14 protein-coding genes are annotated in these 15,286 nt (G+C 65.7%); 12 read left to right on the top strand and 2 right to left on the bottom strand.

The window, feature by feature from the left end; translation table 11 throughout:
* The 6 genes from GGR66_RS17775 (at window position 1) to GGR66_RS17750 (ending at window position 5,446) form a co-directional block, all read left to right on the top strand.
* Window positions 1–993 (top strand): XVIPCD domain-containing protein, encoded by a 993-nt coding sequence (locus GGR66_RS17775; protein WP_255421766.1) that lies wholly within the window; start codon window positions 1–3, stop codon window positions 991–993.
* Between the two features lie 107 nt (window positions 994–1,100).
* On the top strand, window positions 1,101–1,826 hold the full coding sequence (locus GGR66_RS17770; RefSeq protein WP_326521062.1) for a hypothetical protein: 726 nt from the start codon (window positions 1,101–1,103) through the stop codon (window positions 1,824–1,826).
* Between the two features lie 131 nt (window positions 1,827–1,957).
* Complete coding sequence (locus GGR66_RS21275) at window positions 1,958–2,443, top strand: hypothetical protein (RefSeq protein WP_255421765.1); 486 nt, start codon at window positions 1,958–1,960, stop codon at window positions 2,441–2,443.
* 85 nt (window positions 2,444–2,528) lie between these two features.
* Window positions 2,529–3,365: a hypothetical protein gene (locus GGR66_RS17760; protein WP_255421764.1), complete on the top strand. Its 837-nt coding sequence runs from the start codon at window positions 2,529–2,531 to the stop codon at window positions 3,363–3,365.
* 232 nt (window positions 3,366–3,597) lie between these two features.
* Window positions 3,598–4,377: an SPFH domain-containing protein gene (locus GGR66_RS17755; protein WP_184449522.1), complete on the top strand. Its 780-nt coding sequence runs from the start codon at window positions 3,598–3,600 to the stop codon at window positions 4,375–4,377.
* A 148-nt stretch (window positions 4,378–4,525) separates the two neighbouring features.
* Window positions 4,526–5,446 (top strand): hypothetical protein, encoded by a 921-nt coding sequence (locus tag GGR66_RS17750; RefSeq protein ID WP_184449519.1) that lies wholly within the window; start codon window positions 4,526–4,528, stop codon window positions 5,444–5,446.
* A gap of 179 nt (window positions 5,447–5,625) precedes the next feature.
* Here the strand turns inward: GGR66_RS17750 and GGR66_RS17745 are convergent, their stop codons facing one another.
* On the bottom strand, window positions 5,626–6,582 hold the full coding sequence (locus tag GGR66_RS17745; RefSeq protein WP_184449796.1) for an alpha/beta hydrolase-fold protein: 957 nt from the start codon (window positions 6,580–6,582) through the stop codon (window positions 5,626–5,628).
* Between the two features lie 218 nt (window positions 6,583–6,800).
* Here GGR66_RS17745 and GGR66_RS17740 point away from each other — a divergent pair, with 218 nt between their 5' ends.
* The 5 genes from GGR66_RS17740 (at window position 6,801) to GGR66_RS17720 (ending at window position 11,317) form a co-directional block, all read left to right on the top strand.
* Window positions 6,801–7,616 carry a hypothetical protein gene (locus GGR66_RS17740; RefSeq protein ID WP_184449516.1) on the top strand — a complete coding sequence of 272 codons (816 nt, stop codon included), beginning with the start codon at window positions 6,801–6,803 and terminating at the stop codon, window positions 7,614–7,616.
* Window positions 7,617–7,723: 107 nt separating this feature from the next.
* The gene (locus GGR66_RS17735) at window positions 7,724–8,692 is read left to right on the top strand and encodes a polysaccharide deacetylase family protein (RefSeq protein WP_184449514.1); all 969 of its coding nucleotides are present in this window, start codon (window positions 7,724–7,726) and stop codon (window positions 8,690–8,692) included.
* A 98-nt stretch (window positions 8,693–8,790) separates the two neighbouring features.
* Window positions 8,791–8,994, top strand: a complete 204-nt coding sequence (locus GGR66_RS17730; RefSeq protein WP_184449512.1) for a hypothetical protein — start codon at window positions 8,791–8,793, stop codon at window positions 8,992–8,994.
* A gap of 212 nt (window positions 8,995–9,206) precedes the next feature.
* On the top strand, window positions 9,207–9,842 hold the full coding sequence (locus GGR66_RS17725; protein WP_184449510.1) for a DUF2076 family protein: 636 nt from the start codon (window positions 9,207–9,209) through the stop codon (window positions 9,840–9,842).
* Between the two features lie 650 nt (window positions 9,843–10,492).
* Window positions 10,493–11,317: an alpha/beta hydrolase gene (locus GGR66_RS17720; RefSeq protein ID WP_184449508.1), complete on the top strand. Its 825-nt coding sequence runs from the start codon at window positions 10,493–10,495 to the stop codon at window positions 11,315–11,317.
* 149 nt (window positions 11,318–11,466) lie between these two features.
* Here the strand turns inward: GGR66_RS17720 and GGR66_RS17715 are convergent, their stop codons facing one another.
* Window positions 11,467–12,684, bottom strand: a complete 1,218-nt coding sequence (locus GGR66_RS17715) for a glycoside hydrolase family 30 beta sandwich domain-containing protein (protein WP_184449506.1) — start codon at window positions 12,682–12,684, stop codon at window positions 11,467–11,469.
* 334 nt (window positions 12,685–13,018) lie between these two features.
* Between GGR66_RS17715 and GGR66_RS17710 the strand changes: the two genes are divergently transcribed.
* Window positions 13,019–15,106, top strand: a complete 2,088-nt coding sequence (locus GGR66_RS17710) for a beta-galactosidase (RefSeq protein WP_184449504.1) — start codon at window positions 13,019–13,021, stop codon at window positions 15,104–15,106.
* Window positions 15,107–15,286 lie beyond the last annotated feature (180 nt).

Below are 15,286 nucleotides of genomic sequence, written 5' to 3'. Positions count from 1 at the left end.
ATGGATAATCCGGATAAGCGTTATACCGTGACGGTGTATGTGGCAGCGCCTGGAACGCCAACGCTTCTGTCTGGCGGTACGTCGGCTGCGGGTCATGTCTACTACGCGATCGACGACGGCACGACGAAGAATAGCTATGGCTTTGCTCCCAAAAATCATGGGGACTACAGTGGGCCGGGCAAAGTCTTCAACAACGACGTAAAGGACTACAAGGATCCTTACTACTCGCGCACGATGGAGATCGATAAAGCGCAGTACGACAAGCTGAAAGACTTTGGTGCGGATCCAAAGAAGTACGGCTTCGACATGCATTACAACGGCGGGACGAACAGTTGTATCGACTTCACCTGGGGCGCGCTCAACTACGCCGGGCTGCACCGTCGGGACCGCCATGGCGCCATTGACGAAAAGTTCGAGGGCGACCTCAAACCATTGAGCAACAAGGAAGATATCCAAAGCATCCCCGCGCCCAAGCCGGGAAGCGAGCTCAACAAAGAGCATCACAACCCGATGCCGAAGCAGACCATCCTGCAGAAGGCCATCACCGAAAATGGGACGCAAGGCGAGCCGAGCGTGTCAGGGAGGCTCGCTGGTGCAGGGCCTGAGCGACCACGCGACCCATTGCTGCAGCAGGCAGAGTCCGCGGTGGTGAAGCTGGAACAAGGCTTGGGCCGGGATTACGACGGCGACAGTGCCAAGTTGGCGGCAAGTGCCGCCTACCTCGCGAAGGAAAGCGGCCTTTCGCGCATCGATCATGTGGTGCTGAGCCAGGACTCACGCAACGTACGTTCAGGCGAGAACCTGTTTGTTGTCCAGGGCGCATTGAACGACCCCGCGCACCTGCGTGCGCATATGCGGACGGAGGATGCGTTGCGCAAGCCCGTGGAAGAGACGCTGGCGCAACTGCAGTCGTTGAACGAGGCGCAACGCTTAAGCCAGGCGCAGGGCGTGGACCAGCTTTCTCAGGTTCAATCCAAGCCTCATCAAATTTGACGGCCAGTACCATGTGGCTGCGCACGCGACGTCCTAGATGTCGTGAGATCGCTATGGCGATGGCCACTTTCTTGCTGGCGGCATGTGCTTCCATCCAGGTGCCACCCGTGCGACTGATCGCCAAGGAGGGCGCACACGCCACGGCGGTGACCAAGATCGGGTCGGTCTTCTTGATCAGAATAGTGAGCGTGTTGCCTGGTAACTCACGCGCAGCCGAAAAGTTCACTGTCCTCGATGAATGCCGAAGCGGAAAGCTGCACGTCGCCTTACGGCGACAGAAAGGTGCGGAGCCCTATGCTGCGCCCACCTGTTCTGCAGTGCTGGCGGCACTTCAGTACGCCGTCACTACTTCGAAACTGCCTGGAGTGGAGTTGGAGCTGACTGTGGATCTGATCAGTCCAGGCCAACTGCTCATCGCCCGCACGTCATCGCTGGCAACGGCGGCCAGCGCAAGCGCGCGCTATGCATTCGCGCTGGACAAGGAGAGCGACTTGGTTGCCGCGAATGTCGTCTCCACGACGGCACACGAAACATTCCATCTGCTGCGTGGCCTCAGCGGCGCGACGTCCGATGTGCAAGAGGAAGAGCATCTGGCTTATACGATGGGCACATGTGGGCAACTGCAGGCCCTAGGATGGGTGCGGAGCAAGGATCTGCCATCCATTGCGCTTCCACAGCACGCCGAGGGCATTTCTGAAAGAGTCAATGCATCCAACGCTGCAGGCATCTCAGTGGCGAAAGATCTCATGCCGTTCATACGGGATGGCGTGGTGATCAAAGACTCGCCCGAGGGAATATCAATGGCGCAGTTCTGCCAGACGGTGCTTCAGTGAGCCGAACCGCCAATCGGTAGGCTACGTCGATCTTGTGGATATGGACAGTACGCCATGCGGTCGGCTACGTTTTGGTAGGAGGTCAACGAGACCTGCCATTTCACGGGTGCTGGGGCCGCAAGGAGGGCGCGATGGCGAGATCATGCTGGTGGCTGGGACTGATCGCTTCCTCTTTGGTTGGATGCGCCACCGCCTCTACTAGCGATGTCGTGGCGGCAGGTTCTGGAGATGCAATCTGCAAGCAAGCCATCGATTGGGATGATGGCGGATCGATGCTCGCACAGAAGATCGCGCCGACGGTCGTAGAGGGCGATGCAGGACGAACCTATCATTTCGACCTGCGAGGAACAGGCGGCTTGCGGTCGCTGGATGCCAGCTGCGGGTGGGGCAGCTACGCCGAGTGTGCCTTCACCGCACATCAGGTGGACGGCAAGGCGTACCGGTTTTCCGATCTCTCCACCTTCGGTCTTTGGCAGATGCAAGGCCGCCTATATCTGCTGTATCGCATCATGTCACCGAAGACCGACGCAGCGGCGCGCAAGCGCCGAGTGATGGCGTTGGCCGACCCGCCTGTGGAACTCTGCAATCAAATCGGCGACTACTCGAACCTCATGTAGACGCTCTCGCTGAATCCACAGATTGCCTATGCGCCTACTTCCCGCCGGATCATCGAGACGACAGCGCTCTGACATCAGGCGGCCCATGACCAAGCACGTCAGAACCATGGCCTTGGCACTGGTTGACGCCGGCGCGCGTTTACAACGCAGTTGGATGCGTCTGCTGACCTTCCACTGCCTGTTGATCGGATCGTTTTGCACGAAAGCGCTGGCGGCGGATGTGCCCCGCATGTCGGTCGAGGGGATCAACAAGCACAGCGTCATCACCGGGATGGGGCTGTTTCTGACGCGCTCCCAGGTGGCAACCCAGGGTGCCGCGCAGCCTATGCACTTTCAGCGACGCAGCGTGTGTAGCGATCGCCGAATCAAGGTAGCGCTTGCCAAGGGGCTGGAGCGCACGCCTGAGCCGATCTGCCGCGTCGCCTCCGAGGCGCTCGCGTTCGTCAGCGCCCAGTCGCACGTGCAGAACATCGCCATAACATTGCTGGTGGTGCCCAGCCGGGTGGACTACCAGGCGACCTTCTACAGGATAGGCAAAGGGCCAAAGCTGGTCCTCATCGCCCCAGTGTTGCGGAGTGAAGCGGCGACGCTGGCCAACATCGCCGATCTGGTGGCACACGAGGGTTTCCACGTGGGCATGTTCGCCGCGGGCGACGTGGCGCTGGCTGGGAACGAGTACGCTGCCTACCACTATGGGCTGTGTGGGCAATTGGTGGCATTGGGTCAGGTGGAGCCCTCGGCGCTACCAGGCTTTGGTGTGGGCTCGAACGATCCGCATCTTGTCGATTCATCCCAAAGCGCCGAGCGTGTGCGGGACGAGGTACTCGGGGCTTTCGATGGCCTTCCCATGACGAGAGAAAGCACCGCCGGCCAGGCGCTGCTCGCGCAATGCCATGCGATTGCGCCTGCCAGTCCGAACTAGTGAGGCTGCTACTCTCTGATCTTCAGCCTGCCGGCGCGAACGTGGCATTCGCCGGCGTCAGCCTCCAGTACGGGGTGTGGAGCGAGACGATTGCGGCGCGAGAAGCGATCGATCCGAATCCGTGCCTGGCTTTGGCGGACCAGCAGATGCCTTGCCCGTGATGATGCGCTAGCATCCCGGTACACGACGGCGCGCGGCGCCGTTCTTCAGGGGGACATCGATGAAACATGGCATGCTGGCCGCCGTCGTGGCGGCCTTGCTGTGCGGCTGTACCGTGGTCTCGCCCGATCCGGGGCAGCAGGCGGTGCTGGTGGACAAGCCGCTGCTGTTCGGCAAGGGCGGCATCCGCCTGGACGACGTGCGCGATCCCGGCCGCACCTACACGTGGATGACGACGTCGGCGGTGTACGTGGACACCACGCCGCAGACGGTGCAGGTGGCCTTCGACGACTTCTCGTCCAGCGACAACATCCTGTTGGACTTCTCCACGCAGATTCAATACCGCATCACCGCGCCGGCGCGGCTGCTGTCCGGCTTCGGCCAGGACTGGTTCAAGAACAACGTCGCCAGCCAGTACGCGGCGATCGTGCGCGACCAGGTCAAGCGCTACGACATGACCAAGATGATGAGCGACCCGGACAGTGCACGGAAGATCGACGAGGCGGTGACCGAGAACGTGCGCGCCCTGGTCAAGGAACAGGGCCTGCCGATCCAGATCCAGAACATCACCCTCGGCCGCGCCCGCCCCAATCCCGACGTGCTGCAGCAGATGAACCTGACCGCGGCGCAGCAGCAGCGGGTCAAGACCCTGGTGGAAGCCACCACCGCCGAGCGCCAGCGCGAGCAGGAACAGGTGGCCAAGGCCGATGCGGACAACGCCTACCGCAACCGCATGGGCCTGACCCCGGAGCAGTACCTGGCCAGCCAGATCGCCGAGATCAATGCTGACGCATGCGCCAAGGCGCAGGCTTGCTACATGGTGCCGTCGGGGACGTCGGTGATCGCCAAGTAACGCGCCGTGGTAGAGGCGGGCTTTGGATGGCCCGCCTCATGTCGATTCGCTCGCACTGTGCGTGTCGCCGAAGCGGCACGCCGCAGCGGTTGTCGCCACGCCGCGGGTCTGCCACTGTGATCGCCGTGTCCTGCGAAGAGATCCGCAGATGGAGCCCGGACAATCCCCACTATCGCAGCGCCCGCCGGCGACCCGCCTGTTCGCGCTGCTGGCGCGCGACGCACGCATCGGCGTGATCTTTCGCCGCGGGCCGAGCAAGCAGGTGCAGTTGATCCACTGGGATCTGCGCGACGACAGCTTCGTGCATGGGCAGTGGTTCAAGGGCCGCATCTACGAGCGGCGCTGCGATCTGTCGCCGTCGGGGCGGCTGCTGGTGTATTTCGCCTCCACGCAGCGAGGCGACTACGGCACCTGGACGGCGCTGTCGCGGCCACCGTTCTTCACCGCACTGGCGCTGTGGCCCAAGGGCGACTGTTGGGGCGGCGGCGGGATGTTCGAGGACGAGCAGACCTTGTTGTTGAACCATCGGCCGCACGAGGGGCGCGATCCGTTCCCGATGCCGACCGGCTTCCAGTTGCCGCACCATCTGCAGGTGCGTCCGTTCGGTAAGCATTCGGGTGGCGGCGAGGACGAGCCGATCGACGGCGTGTTGCGCGAGCGCGATGGCTGGCACCTGCACAATGATGGCGAGGGCGAACGTTGCGGCCTGCGCGGCGATGCGCTGTTCCGCTTCAGCCGCCCGCGCGTGCGCGAGAAGGTTGGCGCCAATGGCCGCCGCCTGCAGTCGCTGCTGCATGTGGTCGGCCAGGACAATCATGCATGGTACGGCCTGGATCACCGGGTGCTGGACCGCGAGGGCAACGTGCTGGTCGATCTGCCAGGCAGCGACTGGGCCGACTGGGACGGCGGCGACCTGGTGTTCGCACGCGATGGTGGGCTCTATCGCCTGCGCAAGAGCGACTTCCGCGAGGCGGCGCAGCAGCGCGCGCAGGCCTCCCAGTTGCTGCACGATTTCAGTAACGCGCGCTTCGCGCCATTGGCGCCGACGGCGGATGCGCTGAAGTATTGAGCGATCCGTGCAGAGCGCCTTCAGTAAACCTCTTCGAACAACGCGTCGTTAAACGGAAGGTATGGCTTTAGGAAATCTTTAGCAGCGACCGGAGCGCCTTTGTAGGAGCGGCTTCAGCCGCGACAAAGCCATGCGTAGAGACGCGGCATCCGCCCGGCCAGCGGCGTGAGTACCACACCTCACTGTGGTGGCACACCTAGCAGGAACTTCATTCCACGGGTGAGGCCGCGCGGCGCCACGCTCAAGTGATCCTCGTCGGCAAGCACGTCCAGCTGCAGGCGCAGCGACGGATAATGCCGCCCGCGCAAGGTCTGCACCATCTGCTGCGCGTCGGTCACCATGTCGTAGGTCTTGCCGTAGCGGCGCTGTTCGTACTCGCCAACATAGACGTAGACCTTCGCGGGCAGGTCGCGGTGGCTGGAGGCAAAGCGCGCTTCCTCGGCGCGCACGGCATGTTCGCCGAACCAGTACGACGGACTGCCCAGGATGTAGCCGGAGAAAAGCTCCGGCGTGCTCAGCAGGATCTGCGTACCGAGCAGCCCGCCGTACGAATGGCCAAGGAACAGGCGCCGCGCTTCGTCGGTGCGATAGCGCTGCGCGACGAACGGCAGCACCTGATCGCGCAGATAGGCGATGTAGCTGCTGGCACCCCCATGCGTCGCGCCAGCGGACGCGGCGCCGCCGTCCTCGGTGGTGGGCGTGTAGTCGCGGCGCCGGCTAGGCATCGGCGCGTCGCCGAGCGCATACGACAAGCCCACCAGGATGAAGTCCTCGATAGCCGGCCCTTCGCCGTTCAAGCGTCGCGCGATCTGGCGCGCCACCGGAAACGCATAGTCGGCATCGGTGACGTACAGCACCGGGTAGCGCCGCTCAGGATGGTCCGCGTAGCCGGCAGGCAACGCCACGAACACCTGATAGGTGCGGCCGGAGACAGGGTCGGGGACATCCCACACCTCCGTCCCGACCAGTTCGTAAGCCGCACCGCTGCCGCGCTGACCGCCGAGCTGCGTCGCCACTGTGCGTGCGGGAGGGCGCGCAGGTTGCGTGGTGGCAGTCGCTGCCGCGGGTGCTTGCACCGCGTTCGTGCACCCCGCCAGGAGCAGGGATGTCCAGACCAGCCACAGTGCTTTTCTCATTCCTTCGCTTCCGTTTGCTTGTAGCACGCGCGCAAGTCGGCGTGCCTGCATGGTGCCATGGCTGCGCGAGTGCCGGCGCCTCCCGTGTGCATCGCGCGCAAACCCGCTCCGCCAACCCCGCGGCGCGTGTCGACTGGACTTGCGAGAAGGGATTCCGGCGCTGGCCTCTTCCCTCTGCATGAAAGGTGGATTAGGTTGCATGCACTGGGGGGAATCGCATGCGTATCGCGTTGGTCATCGCCGTTGCCGTTGCATCGCTCTGGCTGCTTGCTGCAGGAAGTGTTGCAGCGCCGGCTGGGCGGCAAGTCCCGATCAGGATCGTCTCGGTCTCGATCCAATACACGTACATGGGGTGGGGGTACGTCGATGAAAGGTTCCACTTGGTTCCGGCGCGTAACGGCATGGGGTTTATCATGCGGTGGACGGACAACGATGGCACGAGGCACGCTGAGCAGCAGGTCGCCACGGACAAGGTGATGGCGTTGTTCGCGGCAGCGCGTGCTCCCCGCATCGACCGCGCGACTGGGCTGGGCGAGTTGCAGCAGCGAGCGATGGCGGCGGAGACGATAACCAAAATCCGCAACGCGCTGTTTGTCGCTTCGAATTGCTCCCCCCTGCAACGGCGCCAATTGCGCGCCGCGCAAGCGAATGGGGATAGCGTGAGGGGCGCGCTTGAGCAGATCTACCGGGAGCCCATTTCATGGACCGACGATGATCCGTCCATGACGGTTCGCATCGTGCTCGAACGCGGGGTGCCGATGGAATTCTACTCGCAGTCGCAAAAGCCGTTCATGCTGTCATGGATCCAAGGCAAGCCGGTGTTCGGACGAGATGAGGACATGAATGGCCCCAGGGCGACCTGGTCACTGCCGCTCAGCGATGCGCTTGCGGAAATCCTACCCGCCACGTCGCCCGCGCGAAAGCGCCTGGCGCGCAAGCAGTTGGTAACGGTGTTGGCTCGAAACCTGGAACGTGGCGCCCCCACGTCTTGCCCGCAGAGGACATATCGCGACAAGTTTCAGTTAGGGAATTGAAACTTCGCCCGCTCGGTTTGCTGGCGAGCCGCCCAGGCAGGGATCCGCACTGACTTCCACGTCGTGCTGCGCGTATAGACTGGTGTCCCAACTCCCAGGGACGTCCGATGAAACTGCTTCGCCGCCTGCTGCTGCCGGCCTTGCTGTGCGTCGCCGCACTCGCCCAGGCCCAGGACGACACCCGCCGCATCGCGGTGACCATCGACGACCTGCCGTGGCAGCGCATCGAGCAGACGCCGCCAGCGCAATTGCCGGCGCTGCATGGGCAATTGATGGCCGCTCTGCAGCAAGCGCAGGTGCCCATCGTCGGCTTCGTCAACGAGGACAAGCTCGAGCAGGATGGGCAAGTGCAGCCACAGCGCGTGGCGATGCTGCGCGATTGGCTGGACGCCGGCTATGCGCTGGGCAATCACACGTATGGCCACGTGAATCTGCACCAGGTCGGCGTGCCGGCGTACGAGGAGGCGATCGTGCGCGGCGAGCGCACCTTGCGGCCGTTGCTCGCCGAACGTGGTCAGTCGCTGCAGTGGTTCCGTCATCCCTATCTGGCGACCGGCCGCAGCGTCGCCGATCGCGAGGCGGTCAACGCTTTCCTGGCGGCGCATGGCTACCGCATCGCGCCGGTCACTGTCGACAGTGGCGAGTGGGTGTGGGCGTTCGCCTACGCGCATGTATTGGACGAGCCGCCAGGTCCGGCACGCGACGCCCTGCTGTTGCGCCTGCGCAAGGGCTACGTGCCGTACATGCTCAACAAGCTGGATTACTTCGAGCGCGAATCGCAAGCCCTGTTCGGCCGCCGCATCCCGCAGGTCTGGTTGATGCACGCCAATGCGCTCAACGCGGCCGCCTTCCCGGACCTGGTCGCGGCCACGCGCCGCCGCGGCTACGCCTTCATTGGCCTGGACGAGGCGCTGCGCGATCCCGCTTATGAACATGCCGAGGGCTACACCGGCCCCGGCGGGATCAGCTGGCTGCATCGCTGGGCGATGGCCGAGGACAAGCCGAAGGACTTCTATGCCGGCGAACCGGTGGTGCCGCGCTGGGTGTTCGCGCTGTCTGGGGTGGATTCGGAGTAGCACAGAGCGTGCAGCTGCCGACGAGTCCCGGCAGGCCTTCACCGTCCACGCACGCATCCCGGAATCACGATGACGCCTCTCCGCTCACGCTGACGCCCATGCCCTCGTCCAAGACGCCTCCGTGGAAGAAGCCGAATCCGCGCGGTCAGCGCAGCCAGCCGTTGTCGCCATCGCAGAAGGCGGCCGCGCGGCAGCGCGCCGAGGAGAACGGCCGCCCGTATCCGAACCTGGTCGACAACATGTGGGCCGCGCGGCAGCCGCACGCGTCGCCCTCGTCCGTCTCCGACATCGGCGAGGAATGAGCCAGGCGCGTGTGCCTGGATGAGGGCGTGCCTGGCGCGCGTGTCGGAGAAATGTCGAAGTTCGCCATGGCGTTCGCGGGTCTGGCTCGCGGGCCATGCGCGATTGATGAATGCCGCTGCACCGAACAGAGGCCGCACCCTTGGCCTGCGCCGAGCGATGCCCATACCGTGCCGTGCCGGCACTGGGCCGGTCATTGCATCCAGGTACGGGTATGACTCCGCAAGAACAGCAGCTTCTCGAAGACTTCCTGGCGCGCCTGCGTAGCGCCGGCGGGGTGGCCAAAGATCCACAGGCCGACGCGCTGATCCACGCGCGGCTGGCCGATCAACCCGATGCCATGTATCTGCTGGTGCAGCGCACCTTGCTGCTGGAGCACGCGCTGGAGGCCGCCAAGGCGCAGATCGCGCAGTTGCAGCAGGCAGCGCCACCGCCGCCGCCTGCCAGCTTCCTCGGCCAGGGTTTCAACGCGGCGCCGCCGCCGTTGCCGCCGGCGCCCGCTACCGCAGGCGTCGCGGGCGCCGGCGCGCCCGGCTGGCGCGAGCGCTGGTTCGGTGGCGGTGCCGCGGCTGCCGAGCCGACGCCCCCTCCGGCCGCGGCGCGCGGACCGAGCTTCCTCAGCACCGCGGCCACTACGGCGGCCGGCGTGGCCGGCGGCATGTTCCTGTTCGAAGGCGTGGAAAGCCTGTTGGGTGGCCACCACGGTGGCGGCCTGTTCGGTGGAGGTGCGCCGCAGGAGACGGTGGTCGAGAACATCACCAACAACAACTATTACGACGACACGCCACAGCAGGACATGGGCCAGGACTTCCAGGACGACGGCGACTTCGGCAACGACAACTGGACGTGATGCCGGGCGCGCTTGCGTTACCGCACTGGTCGTCTGATCGAGCGAGTGCCAGCCGGCGCTCGCAATCGGGGCGCTTCGAAGCATCGACGCGCCCGGTTGGCACGAGTTTCTATTCTTCAATCTATTCACGGTTGGTGCGGCGGGCTGGCGCAGGAACGCAAAAAAATCGCAGAAAACAGGCATAACCTTGCCCTGCGCCAGCCGATTGTCTATTCATGAATCCATTCAATCGAAGTCATGCGCGAGGTCCGGCGCATGGGTTGGACGCGCGGCTTCGTCTCGCTTGCGCTGGTGCACGCGGTCTGCCCATCGACTGGGGACGGTTCGCGCTGTGGTTGCGCGCGATGGCTGGCTAAGCCGCGCGAATGCGCTTCGCCCACGCGCTGACGTTGCCGTCAAATCCACATCAGTACGACGATTGGCACGTGGCTACCGGCATGGCGTTGCTGCTGCGGGTCATCGAGCACGCCCACGTGTCCGCGCGATTCAAGCGCATCGCGCGGGATGCGCTGGCGCAGTCGACGCGTGCCGTGCCTCGGATCGGCTGAGCGCTTGCGCGTCGCGTTAAGCGATCCGACACATCGCCCTCACGCGGGCCGGACATGCCGCAGAGGAAGCTGCCGCGATTCCCCACCACCGAGGTCTTGCCCATGGCTGCAACCAACGCGCGTGTCCGTCTGCATGTCGAAGATACCGGCGGTGCCGGCCGTCCGGTGATCCTGATCCACGGCTGGCCGCTGTCGGCAGAGGCATGGAAGGACCAGGTCGGGCCGCTGCAGCAGGCCGGCTACCGGGTCATCGCCTACGATCGCCGCGGCTTCGGCCGTTCCGAGAAGCCGGCCGATGGCTACGACTACGACACCCTGGCCGACGACCTGGCTGGCATCATCGAGGACAAGCAGTTGCGCGAGGCGGTGCTGGTGGGGTTCTCGATGGGCGGTGGCGAGGTGGCGCGCTATGTGGCGCGGCATGGCACCGCACAGCTGGCCGGGGTGGTGTTCGCCTCCGCCGTGCCGCCGTACATGCTCAAGACCGACGACAACCCCGAAGGGCCGTTGAGCAAGGAGCAGGCGCAGGAGATGGAGCAGGGGCTGAAGGCCTCGCGCGAGACGTTCTTCGACGACTTCACCCGCGGTTTCTTCAGCGCCCACGGCACGCTGAAGGTGAGCGAGGCGCAGCGCCAGGAGGCGATCGCGCTGTGCCTGCAGAGCGACCAGACCGCGGCGCTGGGCTGCATGCAGGCGTTCGGCACCACCGATTTCCGCGAGGATCTCAAGCAGGTCGACGTGCCGACGCTGGTGCTGCACGGCGATGCCGACGCCACGGTGCCGTACGAGGGCTCCGGCCAGCGCACCCACCGCGCCATCGCCGGCAGCGACGTGGTGTTGCTGAAGGATGCGCCGCACGGCTGCAACACCAGCCATGCCGAGGAGTTCAATCAGGCCTTGCTGACGTTCCTGGCCAAGCTGGGCTGAGCGCGAGCCCCCGCCTCGGCGGCGTGTCGCGGTGCCACCGCGCTAGGCGTGGCACCGTGTCGATGCAAGAAGCGAGAACGTAGAAAACCGACCCGCGGCAGCGTTCAGTTACCGCGGGTCGATCCAATCGACTCACGTCATCGTGCAGATCACTCGCCGACCAGCGTGGCCACGCTCTGCGGGTCGACATAGACCACGGTCTGGCCCGATGCCACGCTGTACTTCCCGCCGTAGCCGACGTTGAGGCTCGACGAGGTGCTGTACTTGGTGAACGCGGTGGCGCTGCCGGCGGGCACGCGCACGGTGATCTGCCGATGCTGGGTGCCGGTATTGACCACGACCAGGGCCAGCTTGCCGTTCGGCGTCTTATAGGCGCTGACCGCGACATCGCTATACGGCGCGGCGGTGGCGCCGATGCGCACCGAGCCCGGGCGCACGAAGCGCGCGAACTGCGACATGACATACCCGCGCTTGCTCACCGTGCCGTTCTCGGCAATCAGCCCGTAGCTGCGACGGATGTACCACCAGATGTAGCCGCTGTAGTTGGCGAGCATGCTGTTGTTCAGCTCGCTGGCCACGCCGAGTGCCGAGGGCCAGGCGTTGCCGTCGGTGTTGTCGGTGTAGTGCTCGGTCATCCACAGCTGCTTGCCCTTGCTGCGCGCCAGCGGGTAGTCCTTGGGCTGCACGCCATACAGGTGCCCGCCGATGATCGACAGGTATTGCGCGGCGCTGCTGTTGAGCACCGGGTCGGTCAGTGCGGTGTTGAAGCCCAGCGACTCGGCGGCGAGCAGCTTGAACTTGCCGAACTTCGCGCCCTGCGCGCTGATGAAGTTGAGGAAGTCGGTGCCGTTCCAGTCGCCCGATTCGTAATCCGGATGCCAGTCCGGCTCGTTCTGCAGCGACAGGGCGTAGATCGGCGCGCCCTTGCTGTCCATGTAGGCGGTGAAGTCCAGCAGATGCTTGGCATAGGCGTCGTAGTACTGCGGCAGCAGCTTGCCGCCATTGTTGAGGCTGTTGTTCGACTTCATGTAGGCCGGTGCCGACCACGGCGTGGCCAGCAGCACCGCGCCGTGCGCGCGTGCCCGCACCGCCGACGGCACCTGCTGGCTCCAGCCGGAACTGGACGGATCGATGCGCATGCGCATGATCGACAGGCCGATCTGCCCCGTATCGCTGCCGAACGCCAGATCGACCTGGGCCGGGGTGAGGTCGGCGACCCAGCCGGCGCCGTTCATGCCGCCGAAGCCCTGGATGGTCTGGTGGACTTCGGACGGATTGACGGTGACGGTCTGGGCCAGGGCGGCGCCGGCCGAGAACAGCGTGGCGGCCGCGGCGAGCAAGGTGCCTAGCAGGCGAGGGGTCTTCATGGTGCTTCCAGGGGTTGGGGGAGGCGTGACGCTAGCCAGCACAGATGACCATTTCAATGTCGCGATCGTCCAAACCTGGCAAGTGAGACCGACGGCGCAAGGCGAGCGCAACCCTGTCCTCAGTCCGCAACGCGGGCAGGCCACGTGGGATGACGCGATGCAGCGTGGATGCTTGCGCCGCTGCGCAGTGAGGAGCCACCTGCGGATTGTGCGCAGTTGCGCGCGCAAACGCCGCAAGATGCACAAGTGCACATGCGGCAAAGCTGCGCACAATGCAGGTGCCGGCAGGACGAAGGGGGCGTGCCGGCGTTTCCTCTTGCGAAGGGTGTTGCGCATGCCACTGTTCCGTATTCCGCAACGCTGCGGCGTTGCGCTGTTCGCCGCGATGCTGCTGATCGCGCTCTGCCTGCCGCCGTCGGCGCAGGCGCAGGCCACCCGCTATCGCGACGCTGCGCCGCTGCTGCTGGGCGTGGCCTGGTATCCGGAGCAATGGCCGGAAGCGCAATGGGAGCACGATCTGGCGCTGATGCAGGCGGCGCACGTGCGCGTGGTGCGGATCGGCGAATTCGCCTGGAGCCGGATGGAGCCGCGCGAGGGGCAGTACGACTTCGCCTGGATGGACCGCGCCATCGCCGCCGCCGCGCGCCATGGCATGGTGGTGGTGCTGGGCACGCCGACCGCCGCGCCGCCGGCGTGGCTGACCCAGGCCTATCCGGATACCTTGCGGGTCAGCCAGGACGGCGTGCGCGACGAGCACGGCAACCGCCAGCAGTTCTCCTTCGCCAGCACCCGCTACCGCCGCTTCGCGCATGCCATCGCCGAGCAGATGGCGCAGCGCTACGGGCACAACCCGCACGTGGTCGGCTGGCAACTGGACAACGAGTACGCGCAGTCCTCGTTCGACCCCGAGGCCAAGGCGCAGTTCCATGCCTGGCTGCAGCGCAAGTACGGCAGCATCGACGCGTTGAACCAGCGCTGGGCGACCGCTTACTGGAGCCAGACCTATACCGATTTCGCGCAGATCCCGGTGCGCGAGGACGAAGAGAACCCGGCGTTGCTGCTGGAGTGGAAACGCTTCGTCAGTGACACCTGGACCGACTACTCGCGCAACCAGATCGATGCGATCCGCCCGCATGCCGATCCGCGTCAGTTCATCACCACCAACACCATGGGCTGGTTCGCCGGCTTCGACGCCTACACCGTGCACGGCGTGCTCGACATCGCCGCCTGGGACGACTACGTCGCCGGCGAGCGCTACGACTGGGTGGACAACGCCGCACGCCACGATCTCACCCGCGGCTACAAGCAGCGCAACTACTGGGTGATGGAGACCCAGCCGGGCTTCGTCAACTGGCGCGCGACCAACGTGGCGCTGCGCAAGGGCCAGGTGCGGGCGATGGCGTGGCAGGCGGTGGCGCACGGCGCCGATGCGGTGTCGTACTGGCAGTGGCGGGCCGCGCCCAACGGGCAGGAGGAATACCACGGCACCCTGGTCGGCGCCGATGGCCAGCCGGTGCCGGTGTATGCGGAGATCCAGCAGGTCGGCGCCGAGTTCGCCAAGGCCGGGCCGGCGCTGGCCGGCACCACGCCGCAGGCGCAGGTGGCGCTGATCAACGACTTCGACAGCCGCTGGGCGATCGGCTTCCAGAAGCATGCGGCCGACTTCGATCCGGTCGTGCAGATGAAGAGCTTCTACCGTCCGCTGCGGCAGCAGGCGCAGGTGGTCGACGTGGTCTCGGCGATGGCGCCGTTGGAGCGCTACAAGCTGGTGGTGGCGCCGGCGCTGAACGTGCTGACCGAGGCGCAGGCGCAGCGGCTGAAGGCCTATGTCGAGCACGGCGGGCATCTGGTGCTGGGGCCGCGCAGCGGCATGAAGAACATCGACAACGGCCTGCATCCGCAGCGCCAGCCTGGTCCGCTGGCGGCCTTGCTTGGCGGTCGCGTGGAACAGTTCTATGCGCTGGACAAGCCGATCCCGCTGGTCGGTGCGGGCACCGATGGCAGCGCCAAAATCTGGGCCGAACAGTTGCAGGCCACCGCCGCCGATACCACCGCGCCACTGCAGTACGGCGCGGCCAATGGTTGGCTGGACGGTGCGCCGGCGCTACTGACCCGGCGCGTCGGCAAGGGCCGCATCAGCTACGTCGGTGGCTGGTTCGACGATGCCACCCTCGACCGCCTCACCGGCGATTGGCTGCGCGATGCCGATGTGCACGCGCCGTTGGCCGACGTGCCGGACGACGTGGAAGTGGGCGTGCGCAGCGACGGCGCGCGCCGCATCGTGGTGCTGATCAACCACGGCACCGTCGCGCACGAAGTACGGCTGCCGGCAGCGATGCGCTCACTGCTGGGTCCGGCGCCGAGCAGCGACACGGTGCGGCTGGCGCCCGACGACGTGGCGGTGCTGGAACAGCGCCGCTGAGCGCAGTCGCGGTGCGCTGCGGCGCAATGCGGCCAGGAACGAAGGAGCAGGGCGGCCGGCGCGGCTGGCCCGCGCCTGCCGTGGCCACGTCACGCCTGTGCGCCACGCGCGACGGCACGCTCTACAATGCAACTGCCAGCGGGCGTCGCCGCCGCCATCGCGTCGCGGCCTTGTCCCCTC

The sequence above is a fragment of the Xanthomonas sp. 3498 genome, assembly GCF_014199795.1.
GTDB lineage: Bacteria > Pseudomonadota > Gammaproteobacteria > Xanthomonadales > Xanthomonadaceae > Xanthomonas_A > Xanthomonas_A rydalmerensis.
The sequence above is the reverse complement of the archived record's forward strand: the minus strand, read 5'-3'. Positions and strand labels throughout refer to the sequence as shown.

What these genes read in the sequence shown, in the direction of transcription:
- GGR66_RS17735 (WP_184449514.1), top strand. Translation starts at nt 7,724, where the DNA reads ATGAAACTGCTTCGCCGCCTGCTGCTGCCGGCCTTGCTGTGCGTCGCC.
- GGR66_RS17715 (WP_184449506.1), bottom strand. Translation starts at nt 12,684, where the DNA reads ATGAAGACCCCTCGCCTGCTAGGCACCTTGCTCGCCGCGGCCGCCACG.
- GGR66_RS17730 (WP_184449512.1), top strand. Translation starts at nt 8,791, where the DNA reads ATGCCCTCGTCCAAGACGCCTCCGTGGAAGAAGCCGAATCCGCGCGGT.
- GGR66_RS17750 (WP_184449519.1), top strand. Translation starts at nt 4,526, where the DNA reads ATGGAGCCCGGACAATCCCCACTATCGCAGCGCCCGCCGGCGACCCGC.
- GGR66_RS21275 (WP_255421765.1), top strand. Translation starts at nt 1,958, where the DNA reads ATGGCGAGATCATGCTGGTGGCTGGGACTGATCGCTTCCTCTTTGGTT.
- GGR66_RS17710 (WP_184449504.1), top strand. Translation starts at nt 13,019, where the DNA reads ATGCCACTGTTCCGTATTCCGCAACGCTGCGGCGTTGCGCTGTTCGCC.
- GGR66_RS17775 (WP_255421766.1), top strand. Translation starts at nt 1, where the DNA reads ATGGATAATCCGGATAAGCGTTATACCGTGACGGTGTATGTGGCAGCG.
- GGR66_RS17755 (WP_184449522.1), top strand. Translation starts at nt 3,598, where the DNA reads ATGCTGGCCGCCGTCGTGGCGGCCTTGCTGTGCGGCTGTACCGTGGTC.
- GGR66_RS17740 (WP_184449516.1), top strand. Translation starts at nt 6,801, where the DNA reads ATGCGTATCGCGTTGGTCATCGCCGTTGCCGTTGCATCGCTCTGGCTG.
- GGR66_RS17745 (WP_184449796.1), bottom strand. Translation starts at nt 6,582, where the DNA reads ATGAGAAAAGCACTGTGGCTGGTCTGGACATCCCTGCTCCTGGCGGGG.
- GGR66_RS17720 (WP_184449508.1), top strand. Translation starts at nt 10,493, where the DNA reads ATGGCTGCAACCAACGCGCGTGTCCGTCTGCATGTCGAAGATACCGGC.
- GGR66_RS17760 (WP_255421764.1), top strand. Translation starts at nt 2,529, where the DNA reads ATGACCAAGCACGTCAGAACCATGGCCTTGGCACTGGTTGACGCCGGC.
- GGR66_RS17725 (WP_184449510.1), top strand. Translation starts at nt 9,207, where the DNA reads ATGACTCCGCAAGAACAGCAGCTTCTCGAAGACTTCCTGGCGCGCCTG.